The sequence below is a fragment of the Blautia sp. AF17-9LB genome, assembly GCF_003479185.1.
GTDB lineage: Bacteria > Bacillota > Clostridia > Lachnospirales > Lachnospiraceae > Fusicatenibacter > Fusicatenibacter saccharivorans.
Genome location: NZ_QUGU01000001.1, coordinates 312035 through 327869, shown reverse-complemented (window position 1 = coordinate 327869; position 15835 = coordinate 312035). Strand labels below are relative to the sequence as shown.

19 protein-coding genes and 1 pseudogene are annotated in these 15835 nt (G+C 42.1%); 16 read left to right on the top strand and 4 right to left on the bottom strand.

The window, feature by feature from the left end:
* The first annotated feature begins 36 nt into the window (after window positions 1-36).
* Window positions 37-2865 (top strand): transporter substrate-binding domain-containing protein, encoded by a 2829-nt coding sequence (locus DWX00_RS01505; RefSeq protein ID WP_118594523.1) that lies wholly within the window; start codon window positions 37-39, stop codon window positions 2863-2865.
* A gap of 184 nt (window positions 2866-3049) precedes the next feature.
* Here the strand turns inward: DWX00_RS01505 and DWX00_RS01500 are convergent, their stop codons facing one another.
* From DWX00_RS01500 to DWX00_RS01490, 3 genes are read right to left on the bottom strand one after another with little or no spacing between them, the layout of a single operon-like run.
* Window positions 3050-3997, bottom strand: a complete 948-nt coding sequence (locus DWX00_RS01500; protein ID WP_118594522.1) for a TlpA disulfide reductase family protein — start codon at window positions 3995-3997, stop codon at window positions 3050-3052.
* A gap of 30 nt (window positions 3998-4027) precedes the next feature.
* Window positions 4028-4918, bottom strand: coding sequence for a 4Fe-4S binding protein (locus DWX00_RS01495; RefSeq protein ID WP_118594521.1), 891 nt, complete (start codon window positions 4916-4918; stop codon window positions 4028-4030).
* Complete coding sequence (locus tag DWX00_RS01490) at window positions 4911-5051, bottom strand: CD1871A family CXXC motif-containing protein (protein ID WP_020435933.1); 141 nt, start codon at window positions 5049-5051, stop codon at window positions 4911-4913. Before DWX00_RS01490 ends, DWX00_RS01495 begins: the two co-directional genes overlap by 8 nt.
* Before the next feature lie 144 nt (window positions 5052-5195).
* Here DWX00_RS01490 and DWX00_RS01485 point away from each other — a divergent pair.
* From DWX00_RS01485 to DWX00_RS01450, 10 genes and pseudogenes are all read left to right on the top strand, one after another.
* Window positions 5196-5393 (top strand): annotated as a pseudogene (locus DWX00_RS01485) (cell filamentation protein Fic); the annotation flags it as partial.
* 319 nt (window positions 5394-5712) lie between these two features.
* A complete protein-coding gene (locus DWX00_RS01480; protein WP_147326118.1) occupies window positions 5713-5916 on the top strand; it encodes a hypothetical protein in 204 nt (67 codons plus the stop codon).
* Window positions 5916-6830: an ABC transporter ATP-binding protein gene (locus DWX00_RS01475; RefSeq protein WP_117761571.1), complete on the top strand. Its 915-nt coding sequence runs from the start codon at window positions 5916-5918 to the stop codon at window positions 6828-6830. Before DWX00_RS01480 ends, DWX00_RS01475 begins: the two co-directional genes overlap by 1 nt.
* Window positions 6827-7726: an ABC transporter permease gene (locus tag DWX00_RS01470; protein WP_117761570.1), complete on the top strand. Its 900-nt coding sequence runs from the start codon at window positions 6827-6829 to the stop codon at window positions 7724-7726. The genes DWX00_RS01475 and DWX00_RS01470 overlap by 4 nt, the downstream gene beginning before the upstream one ends.
* A gap of 204 nt (window positions 7727-7930) precedes the next feature.
* Window positions 7931-8062: a LytTR family DNA-binding domain-containing protein gene (locus DWX00_RS20660; protein WP_117802413.1), complete on the top strand. Its 132-nt coding sequence runs from the start codon at window positions 7931-7933 to the stop codon at window positions 8060-8062.
* A 90-nt stretch (window positions 8063-8152) separates the two neighbouring features.
* A complete protein-coding gene (locus DWX00_RS20655; protein WP_330416859.1) occupies window positions 8153-8389 on the top strand; it encodes a hypothetical protein in 237 nt (78 codons plus the stop codon).
* A gap of 2 nt (window positions 8390-8391) precedes the next feature.
* Complete coding sequence (locus DWX00_RS20650; protein WP_330416858.1) at window positions 8392-8811, top strand: aldehyde dehydrogenase family protein; 420 nt, start codon at window positions 8392-8394, stop codon at window positions 8809-8811.
* A gap of 17 nt (window positions 8812-8828) precedes the next feature.
* Window positions 8829-9230 (top strand): aldehyde dehydrogenase family protein, encoded by a 402-nt coding sequence (locus DWX00_RS20645; protein WP_330416856.1) that lies wholly within the window; start codon window positions 8829-8831, stop codon window positions 9228-9230.
* A 58-nt stretch (window positions 9231-9288) separates the two neighbouring features.
* Window positions 9289-9726 carry a LytTR family DNA-binding domain-containing protein gene (locus DWX00_RS01455; RefSeq protein ID WP_118594520.1) on the top strand — a complete coding sequence of 146 codons (438 nt, stop codon included), beginning with the start codon at window positions 9289-9291 and terminating at the stop codon, window positions 9724-9726.
* A gap of 13 nt (window positions 9727-9739) precedes the next feature.
* Window positions 9740-10186, top strand: coding sequence for a DUF3021 family protein (locus DWX00_RS01450; RefSeq protein WP_118594519.1), 447 nt, complete (start codon window positions 9740-9742; stop codon window positions 10184-10186).
* A gap of 193 nt (window positions 10187-10379) precedes the next feature.
* Here DWX00_RS01450 and DWX00_RS01445 read toward each other — a convergent pair whose 3' ends face one another.
* Complete coding sequence (locus tag DWX00_RS01445; RefSeq protein WP_118594518.1) at window positions 10380-12053, bottom strand: AAA family ATPase; 1674 nt, start codon at window positions 12051-12053, stop codon at window positions 10380-10382.
* Window positions 12054-12490: 437 nt separating this feature from the next.
* Here DWX00_RS01445 and DWX00_RS01440 point away from each other — a divergent pair, with 437 nt between their 5' ends.
* The 5 genes from DWX00_RS01440 (at window position 12491) to DWX00_RS01420 (ending at window position 15717) form a co-directional block, all read left to right on the top strand.
* Entirely contained in the window at window positions 12491-12703 is a 213-nt protein-coding gene (locus DWX00_RS01440) for a hypothetical protein (protein ID WP_118594517.1), read from the top strand.
* A 13-nt stretch (window positions 12704-12716) separates the two neighbouring features.
* A complete protein-coding gene (locus DWX00_RS01435) occupies window positions 12717-12998 on the top strand; it encodes a hypothetical protein (protein WP_118594516.1) in 282 nt (93 codons plus the stop codon).
* A gap of 37 nt (window positions 12999-13035) precedes the next feature.
* Window positions 13036-14370, top strand: a complete 1335-nt coding sequence (locus DWX00_RS01430; RefSeq protein ID WP_147398225.1) for a hypothetical protein — start codon at window positions 13036-13038, stop codon at window positions 14368-14370.
* 195 nt (window positions 14371-14565) lie between these two features.
* Window positions 14566-14811, top strand: a complete 246-nt coding sequence (locus DWX00_RS01425) for a hypothetical protein (protein WP_118594514.1) — start codon at window positions 14566-14568, stop codon at window positions 14809-14811.
* 21 nt (window positions 14812-14832) lie between these two features.
* A complete protein-coding gene (locus DWX00_RS01420; RefSeq protein WP_118594513.1) occupies window positions 14833-15717 on the top strand; it encodes a hypothetical protein in 885 nt (294 codons plus the stop codon).
* Window positions 15718-15835: the final 118 nt, after the last annotated feature.

The window sequence follows — 15835 nt, the reverse complement described above, 5'->3', positions numbered from 1 at the left end:
AGACAGACAGACAGACAGACAGACAGGAGATTTAATATGATTTCGAGAGCAAAGAAATATGTGGCAGTATTACTGGCTTTTGTATGCGTGTGTATGATATTTTCTCCCCAGACTGCATATGCAGCCGAGGACAGTTCGCAGCATGAAACTGTCAAAGTCGGTTTCTTTGCCATGGATGGTTATCATGTGATGGATGAAGAAGGCAACCGCAGCGGGTATGGCTATGATTTTCTTCGGCTGATGGCCCGTTATTGGGATGTAGATTACGAATATGTCGGATATGATAAGAGCTGGGATGATATGCAGCAGATGCTTGAAGATGGCGAGATTGATATGGTAACATCTCCCCGCAAAACACCGGAAAGAGAAGAAAAGTTTGATTTTTCACGTCCGATCGGAACCAATAATGGGATTCTGACCGTCCGCAGTGACAACAGCACGATTGTGGATGGCAATTACAGTACTTACAACGGTATGCGTGTGGCACTTTTGAACGGAAGCTCACGAGATAAAGAGTTTGCGGATTTTGCAGGCAATAAAGGATTTACATATGATCCATTTTATTTTGATACGACAGAAGAGATGGAGGAAGCTCTTCAGAGCGGAAATGTTGATGCTATTGCTGCCACTTCTATGAGAAAAACAAACAATGAGCGTATCGTGGATAAATTTGACAGCAGCGATTTCTATGTCATGGTTAAAAAAGGTAATACAGAATTGCTGAATGAGATCAATTATGCAATCGGCCAGATGAATGCAGTTGAGGGTGACTGGAAAACGACACTTTATAATAAAAATTATGAAAGCATCGAAACTAAGAATCTGGAATATACGGAGAAAGAAAAAAGTATTATTTCACAGTATTCCAAGGACAACCCGCTTCATGTTCTGTGTGATCCGACCCGTTATCCATATTCTTATAATGAAAATGGTGAGATGAAGGGTATTATCCCGGATTACTTCCGGAAAATTGCAGACTATGCCGGGATTTCCTATGAGTTTCTTACACCTGCCACCAGAGATGAGTATATTGCTTATCAGAAAAATAAGGAAACCACAGATATGAGCATCGATGCGCGCCTGGAAACAGATAACTATGCTGAGACGAAAAAATGGGGGATTACTGCACCTTTCATTACGATGCAGCTGGCAAGGGTGACACGGCGTGACTTTGATGGAAAAATTAATGTTGTTACTACTGTTGACCAGACAGCATCAAAGTCAATTGAAGATGCAATGGCACCCGGTGCAGAAAAACTGATGTGCAGTACCCGACAGGAAATGATGGAAGCTGTCCGTGAGGGTAAAGCAGATGCTGCCTTCGTCTACTATTACATGGCACAGGCGTTTGTGAACAGTGACACTACGGGCACCATGACATATACTCTGCTGGAACAGCCTACATTCACCTACCGCATGGTAATTTCATCAACTGAGAACCATGCGCTGGCTGGTATTCTGACGAAAGCAATGTATGCCATGCCCCAAAATCTTGTTGAAGATCTTGCAGCACAGTATACCACATACAAAGCAACAGAGCTTACACTTGTTGACTGGATACGTCTGCATCCTGTTGTTACTGTTTGGGTTCTTCTTATTTTTGGATGGCTGCTGACTGCTATGGCTGGGACAATGGTGCGTCTCAGTGCAAGAAAAAAAGCTCAGAAGGCGGCCCAGGAGAAAGCTGAGGAAATGGCGGAACTGGCAGAGCATGCACAGGCTGCAAACAAGGCAAAAACAGCATTTCTGTCACATATGTCCCATGATATGAGGACACCGATGAATGCAATCATAGGATTTACCGGTATTGCAATGAAAAACAATCCGTCAGACGAAGTGAAAAATTGTCTGGAAAAGATTGACGAAAGCTCAGAGCATTTACTGTCGCTGATCAATGATGTATTAGATCTGACCCGCATCGAAAGTGGAAAAGTGAAATACAATCCGGTACCGGCGGATGTGAAAAACATTACAGATTCTGCATTGGATATTATAAAAGGCTTTCTTACGAACAGGGATATCAACTTTAAGATTCAGCGTGAAGATGCAAAGATTCCAAATGTACTTGCGGATCCTGCACGCCTGCGTGATGTGCTGGTCAATATTCTGAGCAATGCCGTGAAATTCACTCCGGATGGAGGGACGATTACATTTGAAGCCCGGTGTCAGGAAAAGGGCGGGGATGGATATATAAATATGCGTTACCGCATTTCGGATACTGGTATTGGCATGAGTGAGGAATTTACAAAAGAAGTTTTTGAGGAATTTGCACAGGAAGATTCCGGTGTGAGAACGCAGTACCATGGAGTTGGACTGGGGATGGCTATCGTAAAGAAGTATGTAGATATGATGGGGGGAACCATTTCCGTGCAGAGTAAAAAGCATGAGGGAACCACATTTGCCGTGGATATTCCTTTGGAAATTACAGATAAGGAATGTAATAAGTCAGACACAGGTATTTCTGAAAAGGTGAATCTTACAGGTGTGAATGTCCTTCTTGCAGAGGATAATGAACTGAATGCAGAGATTGCTGCCGTGCAGTTGGAAGAGTTCGGGATGAATGTAGAAAGAGCTGTGGATGGAAAGAATGCTGTTGAGATTTTCAGAAATCATCCGGAAGGCGCATTTGATGTAATCCTGATGGATATCATGATGCCTGAAATGAATGGTTATGAAGCGGTAAAAGCAATCAGGGCAATGAATGACAGACCGGATGGAAAAAACATTCCTATTATAGCAATGACAGCTAATTCATTTGCAGAAGATGTTCAGGCATCACTGGATGCAGGAATGAACGCACATTTGTCAAAGCCGATTGTGATTGATGAAGTTATAAAAACGATTATAAGGTATGTATATCATTGATTAGCAGAGGTTCATGAATTAGTGGAATACAATTGACAGGAGGACCAAAATATGACAATGCGAGAGTGCTATGAAGCTATTGGAGGAAACTATGAAGCTGTCCTGGGATGCCTTCATTATTAATGATGTTAGGGGGCAGTTACTGCAAACAGTAACTGCCCCCTAACTAGGATATTTATGTAAATTATTTCTGGTCCAGTACGGACTGAATCTGCTTCATCAGCTGATCGTAGTTTGACTGATCGTCAATGCCACCCATGAAAGGTTCCCCAACGATATTTCCGTCTTTATCTACAAGAACGGTTGTAGGAAATGCCATGATGTTTCCTTTTCCAGCATAGTTTCCAACTGTTGAATTAGAATCGAAAGTCAGGTTCTTGTAGGAAGCGCCCTGAGCTTTCAGGATTTCTTTTGCCTCTTTGATTCCGGCTTCATTGTTGTCTAAAGTATCCATGTTGATACCAACAACTTCGCCACCCATTTCTTTGAGTTTCTCATTTAATTCATTCAGCTTAGAGAGCTCTCCGACACATGGCTTGCATCCACTGAACCAGAAATTTACAACTGTAACTTTATTTTTAGCGAAAAGACTGTCATCTACATCGTTTCCATCCAGATCTTTTCCTTTGAAACCTTTGAATACAGCTGTGGATTCGTCTGATTTAGAGGAAGAGCTGTCAGAGGAATCGGATGCAGCAATCTCTTTCTCAAGCTTGGCAATTTCTTCTTCAATTCCGCGGATTGTCTCGATGTCTTTGCACAGAGTTTCATATTCTTCTTTAGAGAAAGAGTCTTTGTTAGATTCCACTGTGCTTGCGAGGGTATCAGCATAGTTTTCGCTCATGGCATCACCGGCAGCGTTCTTGTTCATAAGACCAAAGGCTTTGTCCCATGCATCTTTGTGATCAGCAAAAAGCTGGTTTTCCTGCTGGTAAAGGTCATCCCGTTTTTTGTTCAGCTCGTCTGCGCTGCCCGTTTCTGTTGTGGAAGAAGATTCCTGTTTTGTGTTTGTATTGTCTGTTGAGGAGGAATTTCCGCAGCCTGTAAACGCAAAAAGTACAGAAATGGCAAGGGATGCAGCAATTACCTTTTTTAATTTCATTGAGTTTGTTCTAAGTGTTTTGTTTTTCATGATTTTAAATCTCCTTTAAATTACGTTTTATTAGTTTTTATTTTCAGCCTGTTTCTTAGTTGAAAATCCGTAATGATAGCAGATTGCATCAGTCGGGCAGGCTTTCATACATTCTCCGCATCGGATACACTCCGGATGGTTTGGTGTGTCTACTACATTGACATCCATCTTACAGACACGACTACATTTCTGGCAGCCAACACATTTCTCATGATCAACCTGAATCTTAAGAAAAGATACCTTGTTAAACAGTGAGTAAACAGCACCCAGCGGGCAGATCCATTTACAAAATGGACGGTAAAACAAGATGCTCAGGATGATGAAAAGCGCAAGGACTGTGAACTTAAATGTAAATAAATGTCCGAGTGCGGCACGGATTCCTGAGTTGGCAAGTGACAGTGGAATTGCGCCTTCAAGTACGCCCTGTGGGCAAATGTATTTGCAGAAGAAAGGATCTCCCATACCAAGTGAATTGGTTACAAATGCCGGAAGTAGTATAACAAAGACGACCAGAATCACATATTTCAGATACCGCAGAGGCTTCAGTTTTGCGGTGGAAAGTTTCTTGCCCGGAATCTTATGCAGCAGATCCTGGAACCATCCAAACGGACAGAGAAATCCACAGATAAACCGCCCTAACAGAACACCTAACAGGATGAAAAATCCGGTGATGTAGTAGGTAAATTTGAATTTTGAAGAACCGACCACGGCTTGAAAAGCTCCAATCGGACAGGCACCTGTGGCGGCAGGACAAGAGTAACAGTTTAGTCCCGGGACGCACATCGTTTTTACATTTCCCTGATAAATTTTCCCTTTAAACAGATTCGGGATGTGAATGTTGGTCAGCAGTGTAGCAGCTGCCTGAATCCATCCGCGGAAGCGGGCCAGAAAGTTTTTGTTTGATTTCATTTTCTTATCCAATTCCTACACACTCCATACATAATTTTATTGCCTTGCTAAGAACAACCGCTGCTTCTCCGCGGAAGATCCCGACAAGGAAAAACACCAGACCGGCTGCAAGTAAAAGAATCTGTGTTGCTTTTTCAGATTTCATTAAAATACTCCTTTCAATGTTCAAAGTCCGTTTATTGACCTTTCGATGTTTGCATTGTACAATAGAGGGTGTAAAATTCCTGTTAAGAAAATGGAGAAAAATAAATTGAGAGTATTAGTTGTTGAAGATGAGAAGAAATTATGTGTAGGCCGATTGCTTATGTTCAAGGAATGCCTGAAGTACAATATCGTTCCGTTCATGATCGAAGAGGATCTGAAGATGTTTTATTATCGTGGTCTGAAAGAATGGAACAATGAAAAAGGTTATCTGATGGATACCTGTCTGACAGCGCAGGATCGGTATAAGGAATATTTAGACTATTTTAGGATTTCGTATTCATAACTCATTTTGAGAAGAGGAATGTTGAAAAGATGGAAGGACAACAGATCAAAGATGAAGTATTAAGATAAGCGGGAATTCATGACGTGGAGTTTCAAGTGATTAAAAAATTTATGAAAATGAATAAGTGGAAAGTTGCATGTCCATTGACATGGCTTTCCACTTATTTTTATGAATTCCTATGCGCCAGACGAGCAGACAACAGAAATTGGCATCTTACCCGCGAATTTCTGCATTTCACATCATGCAGACTGGACGAATGCTGTAAAATCATATATAAAAGAAATAGGAATAACTGGGGGTGAGATGGATGAAATGTGAGGTGGAACAGATTGATCCAAAGCAGGAAGAACATGTTATGGTATATTGCCACAACAGGGAAGCATCCTGGGTGCAGAATGTTCGGGAAGCTGTATTTGGACAAACATCGGTATGTGGATATAAAAATCACGTTTTGTATCAATTGAAATTGTCTGATATTTTTTATGTGGAACAGCAAAGAAATCAAAGGAGAGGGCAGGCGTAATGGAAACAGATATGATTAAAATCACTCATTTAAAGAAAAGCTTTGGTGATGTAAAAGCAGTCAATGATCTGAGTTTTCAGGTGAAAAAAGGAGAGCTCTTTGCATTCCTTGGTGTAAACGGGGCAGGGAAGAGCACAACGATTTCGATCATCTGCGGGCAGCTTCACAAAGACAGCGGAACGGTTCAGATCCAGGGCACAGATCTGGATAAGATCGGAAGGAAAGTTGGAACAATGCTTGGCGTGGTATTTCAGGACAGTGTGCTGGACAAGCCACTTACCGTCAGGGAAAATCTGAAAAACAGAGCAGCGCTTTATGGAATAACAGGAAAAGCGTTTGAAAAAAGATTGCGGGAACTGGTGGAGATTTTTGATTTCGGAGATTATCTGAACCGGCCGGTCGGAAAACTGTCCGGCGGACAGAGAAGAAGAATTGATATTGCAAGAGCCTTGCTGCATCGGCCCGAACTTCTGATTTTAGATGAACCAACGACAGGACTTGACCCACAGACGCGGCTTTTGATCTGGGATATCATTGAAAAACTTCGAGTGGAAGAAAAGCTGACAGTTTTTCTGACTACGCACTACATGGAAGAAGCTGCAAATGCCGGTTATGTGGTGATTCTGGATAAAGGAAGCATCGTGGCAGAAGGAACTCCTTTTGAGCTGAAAAATGAGTATGTGCAGGACACTATGTCTGTTTATGGTGTGACAGAAGAAGAAATCAAAACACTGGGCAGAGAGTATAAAAAGATCCGGGATGGCTATCAGTTAAAAGTAAAAAATACCGCAGAGGCTACCCGGCTGATCGTGGAACATCAGGAAATATTCCGTGATTATGAAGTGGTAAAGGGCAGAATGGATGATGTATTTCTTGCTGTAACCGGAAAAACATTGGGAGGTGAGCACAGATGAAGGCAGTATTTGCACTTATAAGTCGAAACAGAAAATTGTTTTTTAAAGACAGAGGAATGTTTTTTTCGGCTTTAATTACTCCGGGAATTCTGATTTTGCTGTATGCTACATTTCTGGCAAACGTATACAGAGATTCCTTTGTGTCCGCGATCCCGGACATGATTACAATCTCAGACAAACTGATCGATGGAACGGTGGCCGCACAGCTTGCCGCGGCTCTTCTGGCAGTCAGCTGTGTGACTGTGACATTCTGCGTGAATCTTACGATGGTACAGGACCGGGCAAACGGAACAAGGAAAGATTTTAATGTATCGCCAATCAGCAAAGCACAGCTTTATCTTGGGTATTTTTTATCTACTGTAGTCAATTCCCTGCTGGTGAATGGGCTTGCGCTTGTATTATGCCTTGGCTATATGTACAAAATGGGCTGGTATATGAGCGCTGTAGATGTATTCTGGGTTCTTCTCGATGAAATTTTACTGGTACTCTTTGGAAGCACGTTGTCAAGCATCGTCAGTTTTCCACTGACAACCCAGGGTCAGTTATCCGCAGTGGGAACGATCGTAAGTGCCGGGTATGGATTTTTATGCGGAGCTTACATGCCGATTTCAAATTTCGGCAGCGGCCTGCAGAAAGTACTGTCGTATCTGCCAAGTACCTACGGAACTTCTCTGTTGAAAAATCATATGCTCCGTGGAATCTTCGAAGAGATGGAGAACAATCAGCTGCCAGAAGAAATGATTACTGCGATTCGTGATACACTGGATTGTAACCCGAAGTTCCAGGGGTCTGTAGTAAGTGTAAATCAGATGGTGATGCTTATGGTTGGATGTGTTGTGGTATTTGGAATTATTTTTTTGTGCATGACAGCTCTTCCGGAGAAAGATGGGAAGTAAATATATCCTTCGACTATAGAATGAATAAAAAATGAGAAAAGAGACAGTTATGAATATTACAGAAAGAGAGATCGATGACCCGGAAAAAGGGGCGTTATACTCGAATATGTAAATTTTACGAAAGAATTTGCAGAAATAAAAGAGTATGTAAGAAGCAAAGGGGAATCTATCCGGGGATACACAGAAAAGAAATAATGTGTTTCCATAAGAACAGAAGATATTTTATATTTCGAGGCAGTGCAAAACAAGGTGTTTGCTTATACGTCAAATAAGTTTTATGAAATTAAAAGCAGACTGTATCAGCTGGAAGAGAAAATAACAAGAAAATGTATGTAGCGTGCATCAAAGACAACGATTGTAAATGCGGATCGTATTGTTTCGGTTCGTACCGCATTAAATGGGCGTTTGTATGTGCGGATGGAGGCTTTGAGCAGATTGGAAATGGCCTTGCAAAAACAGGAGCAGATCCTCTGCAAAGCGCTGCATACGGATCTTGGAAAGAGCAAGACGGAGATGATGTGTGAGATTGGACTGGTGCAGGGGGAAATCCGCTGGATGAAGCAGCACTTAGGGCGCTTTGCAGACAAAAACATGTCAGAACACCGCTGGCGCAGTTCGCTGCGAAAAGTTATCAAAGCCCTTCTCCTTATGGCAATGTGCTGATTATGAGCCCGTGGAATTACCCTGTTCTGCTGACGTTAGAACCGCTGGTAGATGCCATTGCGGCAGGAAATACTGCGGTGGTAAAGCCAAGTGCTTATGCACCGGCCAGTGCAAATGTCCTGAAAGATCTGTTAGAAGAATGTTTTCCACCAGAATATGTTGCCGTTGTTTTAGGCGGACGGGAGGAAAATCAGGCACTTTTACAGGAAAAATTTGATAAGATTTTTTTCACAGGAAGTGTAGCGGTCGGAAAGCAGGTCATGGAAAGTGCTGCAAGACATCTGACGCCCGTGACACTGGAACTTGGCGGAAAAAGCCCATGCATTGTAGAAAAAAGCAGTAAGATCCGGCTTGCGGCAAGACGCATTGTCTTTGGAAAGTTTATCAACTGCGGATCGAACCTATTGTGTTGGATCACGTAGAATGGGAAGATGCGGTCATGCAGGAGGAGATTTTTGGTCCCATCCTGCCAGTATTGACGTATGAAAAACTTGAGGATGCACTCTCCTGGATCAATCAACGCCCCAAACCGCTTGCCCTGTACTGCTTTACGGAAAACAAAAAGGTGAAGAAAACGGTTCTGGAGAGGTGCCGGTTTGGCGGTGGCTGCATCAACGACACACTGATTCATCTTGCTACCAGTGAGATGCCGTTTGGCGGTGTAGGAGAAAGCGGTATGGGCGGCTATCACGGTGAGGCCGGATTTGCGGAATTCACACATAAGCGCAGCATCGTGGATAAAAAGACATGGATGGATTTTCCGATCCGCTATCAGCCGTATACAGCAAAAAAGTTGAAACTGATTCGAAAATTTTTATACAGCATACCATACAAGGGATAGACATCTCCAAGAAAATCCGATATAAAAGAGGATAGGGAAAAGAAAAGAGGGAACCAATGTGAAGATAACGATCATCAATCCATCTCCGGACGAAGAGGAAGAAATCATCATCAAATGCCGTGTGCTGACGGAGGACATCAACCATCTGATCTGCAAACTGAAAAACGGGGATCGAAAAATTACGGGATACGATGCAAAAGGAATTACTCTTCTGGCACTTCCGGATATTTTCTATTTTGAGGCAACGGACAATAAGGTCTTTGCCTATGGACAAAAGAATGTTTATGAAGTTAAAGAAAAACTGTATCAGTTAGAAGAACAGCTGGTGTCTTTTCCATTTATGCGGGCCTCCAAATCCATGATTCTAAATCTGGACAAAATCCGGCATTTGTCGCCTGCTTTTGGCGGCAGATTTGAAGCGTTACTCGAAAATGAGGAAAAAGTGATTATTTCCCGGCAGTATGTGCCGGTTCTGAAAGAACGACTGGGATTGTAGGGAGGCGAAAACAATGATGAATAAAATAAAAATTCTTGCAAATATTTTTTCGAAAATTACCGTGTGCGTTCTGCTTGCATCCGCGATCTATATTACTGTGATGTGCGGTCTGGATGCCCAGATCAGTGTCATGATTCTCTGGCAGATTCTTCTGGTTTCCGCTGTATGCTCCATCCCGATTCTGATGTACCCGGATGAGGAAGGAAAAGAAGTATCCAAACAGGGCATGATTGCACGGCAGATCATCTATTTTATCTATGCTAATTGTGCTGTCCTGGGACTTGGCAGAGCATTCGGATGGTTTTACTTCAGCAAAGCTAAAATGGTCGTGCTGATGGAGGTTTTGATTATTGGAGTTTATGTTACGGTGAATCTGATCGTATATGTAAATGACCATATGGTGGCGGAAAGCATGAACCAGAAACTAAAAGAGATGAGAAAGCGGAAAGAAAAATTGTAAACTACGATAGAGTTGCATGAAATTTGAAAAGAACTTAGAGCGTACCCCAACAAGCTCTGAGAAAACTTGCAAGTAAGAATTTCTATGACGGTAAGAATAAAATTGCGTGTAAAAGAGCAGGCGAATTTCCGCCTGCTCTTAAAAAATCAAGGATGAGAAAAAATTTATAAATATCATAGACAGAAAAACTGCATCAGACAATTTTCTCACGAAGAACCTCCACCTTACATTCATGAAGTTTTTTGATATCGTCTTTATGGTAAGCAATACCCACCGCGAGAATACGACCGGTATATTCCGCTTTTTCGCCAAATTTTCCTTCAAAACGTAATGCATACTGCCGGTCTTTGATTTGCTGGATGGCTTCATCAGCAGAGTGGTTAACTTTTAATTCTATGATAATGGCATCATCATTTTTTTGAAATGGATAGAAAATAAAATCAACATAACCGATACCGGCTTTATCTTCCCGTTCAATACGATAAAAATCTAAAGCCTTCAAATATACCCAGCGAATGATAGAAGCCAGTTCCGCTTCATTGTTATACAGTGTCAGCGGGCTGTGGGTGTTGTGTGCGTATTCCAGCAGTTCGGCCATTGTTTTCGTATCGCCGGCTTTTGTAGCTGCAAGCATTCGGCCGGATTCTTTCGCAAGCTTGTAAACATTTCCAAGGGATGGTTCTCTTTGAATTACTTCGGCAAATTTGTCCATCAACTCTTTGTTTGGTATGGATATATAACCCTTGGAATAATTTAAAAATCCATAGACTACCATGGCAGAAAAAATTTCATCTTTTGTTTTCAGTTCCATAGACGTTGCCGCATATTCCTGAATTTTGGCAGGAACGGGAATGTCGGCGACCATAAGAGCAATATCATCTTTTACAGCATCTACATTTGCGCCGATATAATAGAAAATTTCATCGTACGGACCAGAACTTGTCCAGTAATTTCCCAATTGATTGTCACTTAAAGCCCCTACGACAGAGCGTGGGTTATAGAGTTTTTTTCCGCCTGCGGTCTGATAGCCATCGTACCATAATTCCAATCCTTCCCGCGTAACGGAAGGATTTTTTTCTATTTGCAAATATCTTTGATATAACAGATTGACTTCATCGTCCGTGAACCCAAAATATTCGCTGAATTTTGCGCGGGTTGCCATAGAATATTCAAAAAACATGTTCAGTTCAGAACCGCTGGAATATTTTGCAATTGGCAAAATACCGGTCATATAGGCCATTTCTACATAAGCTTTATCTTTCAGAAGATTGCTCAGAAATTTGGTATAGGCAGTCTTATCTGCATCGGTCATATAAGGCTGATGATAAATGTAATCCCACTCATCTAATATAAAAATAAATTGTTCCTGGTTACAATATTCGTAAATTCTGGTCAACGCATCCCATACCGAGTCCTCTTTTTCAATCGCAGCATCTGGGTAAGCTTTTTGCAGATCCAGAAGCAGCGTTTTTTTTATGCGGTTTATATAATGGTTATAATCGGTGATTTCAGCAGGAATCTCATTGAACATGATATGAATCACATTATGCTGGTTTAAGTGCTTTTGATACCAGGGATACTGAGAGACAGCTAATCGATCAAAAATTTTACTGCTGTCAATTCCTCTGCCAAAGTAGGAAGCAATCATATTGGCCATGACGGTTTTTCCAAACCTGCGCGGTCTGGTAATCGCCACATATTTTTGACTGTTTTGAGAATTCAAAACGGTTTTTTCCGGATCATAATCATCTGATTCAACGAGTGGAACAAGTTCTTTTAAGATAGAAGATTTATCTATGAAATAGGTTGATAGACAATCTCTGCGAAATAATCCAAAAGCACTGCTGCTGTTTAGATAGATTCCCATCGGGGGTATTTGCTCCTTTCTAAATGGAAGTGTCTGCATGATTTACAGACATAGCTACGAATAAAAGTCAAATCTAAAGATATCTTAACCTTATCATAAAGGGCATTTGATTACAAGGGAGAAAATGTTACTGTTCACAGGTGTCCTGCGAACAGTAACGTAAGCAGCCCTCATTTAGAGTTTTGCTTCGCAAAAGGAGGGCTGTTCACACCTGAATCACATTCTTACGTACCTGAACAGCAAGTGTTCAGGTACTGAGTGAACATTAACGAGAAAATTCATCTGACAGATGAATGAAAAATATCCGTTTTCATCTGACGGATGAATGCGAAAAGGTAAGGAGTGTGGTACCCTTGTTTTAAGGATACCTGACGAAAAAAACAGCAAACAGCGAAGGAAAGCAGCCTTGCGCTGAAGATTGGAAGGGGAGATATAAGATGAAGGAAGCTGTTTTAAACAAAATGAATCCGAAGGAAAGAAAAATCCTGGAAGCAGAATTGCAGAAAGTGTACACAAAACAGACGCACTCTTTCCGGGATGCAGGAAAAGCGGTCTGGAATACAAAAGGAATCCGCGAACTTCTGGACGGATGCACCGAATACGCTGGTTGCTATTTTAAGTGGCAATATTGCACTATTGCAGGCATTTGAAAAGGAAAGACAAATGGAAGAAGAGGATGAAGAAGAAGACCTTGGCTGGAAGGAAGAATTTGCCCCTTGTAGGAGCAGAAAGCTGCCTTGCTATACGATAGGCCGGGAAAACGTTTCGAAAAAATTCTGTATTCCAAATGTACTCACCGCACTCATTCTCTCAGGGGATATGGGAATGCTGGAATATGGTTTCGACCATTACAAACTGGAAAACCCGGTAGTCTGCAGGGGCAAAATCGAAGCATTGGGAGAGGCGCTTCTTTATGGAGATGAAACAAAAAGAACAGGAAATTAACAAGAGAAAAAAGAGATTATTATGGAAGGAAAAACGAATGAAAGAGACAGTCTTAAATGCAATGAACCCAGTAGAAAGAGAGATTTTTGAGAAAGAACTGCAGAAAGTACACCTGAAAAAATCCACAGCCTTAAATGATATCGGAAAAACAGTCTGGGATACGAAAAAGATCCGGGAACTCCTGGATCAGGACGCAGAACTGGAAGAAATCAAGAGATTCTTTGATGAAAATCAACTGAAACCAGACCAGTATAACCGAAATGCCATTCCGCTGGCCGCCTATACTTACTGGTATGGAAGAGGCTGCGGCAGGGAAGATGTCTGCCTGTGGGCACTCGAATCTGCCACAACGATTGACGGACTTCTTCAGGTACAGGAGTCGTCCCATCTGGAGAAAATTGCAAAGAAATTTATCAGCATGGATAAATACGGTGTCGTTGCGTTCCGAAAGATGTATCTTCATGAAGAACTGTGCTGGACCGATGCGCCCAATTATCTGGCGGCTGTGATGAGCGGAAACGTTTCCCTGCTGCAGATGTTTGAAGCAAAAGACGAGGAAATGACGGAAGAAAATATGGAGTACTGGGAATACACCTGTGAATGGGATCGTATTCCGGGAGCCAGAAAAACCTATTACAGCATTCGCCGGGAAACGATTGTCGGAGATTTTTATATCCCGGGTATTCTCACAGCGGCGATTCTGTCCGGCAGTCCGGAGATGCTGGATTACTGCATCGACCATTATGATATCGATGGCGCAAGCCTGGCGTACGGAGAAAAAGAGGCACTGGGTCAGGCAGTTGCCGGTGCGGGGAAAGAGCTGACAGAATACATGCTGGAACACTACACAGGATTAATCGAATTTGCAGAGCCGGATCAGGTGATGAAAGCCGGAAATGTGCCGCTGCTGCGTTATCTGTTAGAGACACATTTCGAGCATCTGAACTGGTATGCAACTCTGTTTTTCAATCTGAGAGACATACGGACACCATACATGTCAGCACCGGGATTTCCAAGAGACGTCGATACCGATGTGGAAATGTACCGTGCTTTTTTGGAATGGGAGAGTCCTGCATTTTCCATGGACTTTATTATCGGCCAGATGCGCGCGGAACTGGCAAAGCCGGCAGAAAGAGAAATTGATCTGAAGTATTACGGAGAACAGGAGATACAGAAAACTTATAACGTAAACGGTCTGTTTTCCAAAAAAATGGCGCGTGAATGGGAAAAAGTGCCAGGATGCGAGGAACGCCAGGAAAGATTGCTTGAATTCTACCAGGAACTGGGCGGAGAAGTAACAGAAGAACTTGAAAAATTAGCCAATCGCGTAGAGAACAGCAGATTAATTGATGGGCTGTTTGAGAATTTTTGAAAAAACAACAGGGACAGAGAAAAAGAATTCTGTAGTGGACGCTGGAGCGTGTTTGAAAAATCATTTCCGCAGTCTGCATGCCCCGCTTGAGGTATAGGAAGAACGCATTTACCCCGGAAGAAAAGAAATTTCTCTTCCGGGGTAAATGCGTTTTAAAGAAAAGCAAAATGAAATGGAAGAGAGAAGAGGACAAACATGACATTAGAAGAATCATATGAAATTTATAATAACTATTATCAGAATATTTACGGTATGTACGATGATAACTGGATTGATTACGATTTAGATGTAGCATTTACAAAATTGCAGCTGGAAAAAATCATTCAAAAAAGATATAAGCTGGATCACCAGGAGAAAATGATTCTGCAGTGGCTGCTGGAAGAAGACATGGAACCAAAGGTATGTGAGGCTATTCGGGTGATTCTGGAAATGGATGTTTGAGGAAAGGATGGAAAGGTGACGATGAAAAAGACAGATGTAAAAAAGACGGAAAGATCAAAAGAATTTCTGGCAGAGGAATGGCTGGAAATTGTACTGAAAGGCCAGGATAAAGGAGAAGGGCGGTTCTGCCGGCATGGTGTGTGCAGTTTTATGGGAAGACAGCCATTAACATTTCAGCCGGTAAAGAGAAAACCGGAATTGGAAAAGCGATTTATAGAGAGTCGAATTATGGAAAGTCGAACCATGAAAAATCGGTTCAGGGGGACGCGGAACAGCTGGTTCGGACAGGAAGAACTGGACAGTAAAAGAAACGGATATGGGGAAAGACTGCGCGATAAAACAGAACTGACGGAAGAAGCAGAAGCGATAGAAGAAACAGAAATGGAAGGACAGCTGGTGCAAAAGTATCAAACAGCACGCTGGGAGGAAGCTGTGAGACATGTTCTTTTGTTCCTTCCGGAAGTGCTGGTTTATCTGGGCAGTTTTTTGTTGTTTTGGGAAAACGAAGTACTGGCGAAAGTTGTCGGAGTTTTTGGGTTTTATGGAAGAGAAAACGCTGTGAGAAGACAGTGGGAGAGGGAAGAAAAGGAAGAGAAGAAAGAAAATCTGGAAGGAAAGCAGAGAAACAGTAAAAATAGGACAGCTTTGGATACGCAGAAAGAGGAAACGATGGACTGGAATACGGCGTTTGCAGTGTTGCGGAAGTTTTATGAAGAAAAATGGGACTATTTGAATGGATGTCCGAGAAATGAAAAAGCGTGGGATGAGGAAGGGGAACTGCAGTGCAAAATATACATATCAAAAAAGAAGGGGCTGGATCGGGATCAGAAAATGGAAGTGATGAAACTGTATGAGACGGTGGAGGACAGGAAAGTGAGTGAGGCGGTGCGGGTGATTTGCGGATAGAAGTGAAAAGAAAAACGGTTGAAGCCAGGTGCAGGTCTGATACTGTAGAAAAAGAAGACGGAAAATTGGGACAATCTTTTTGTGCAAAATATGTATAAAAAGCGAAAAACAGTTAAAA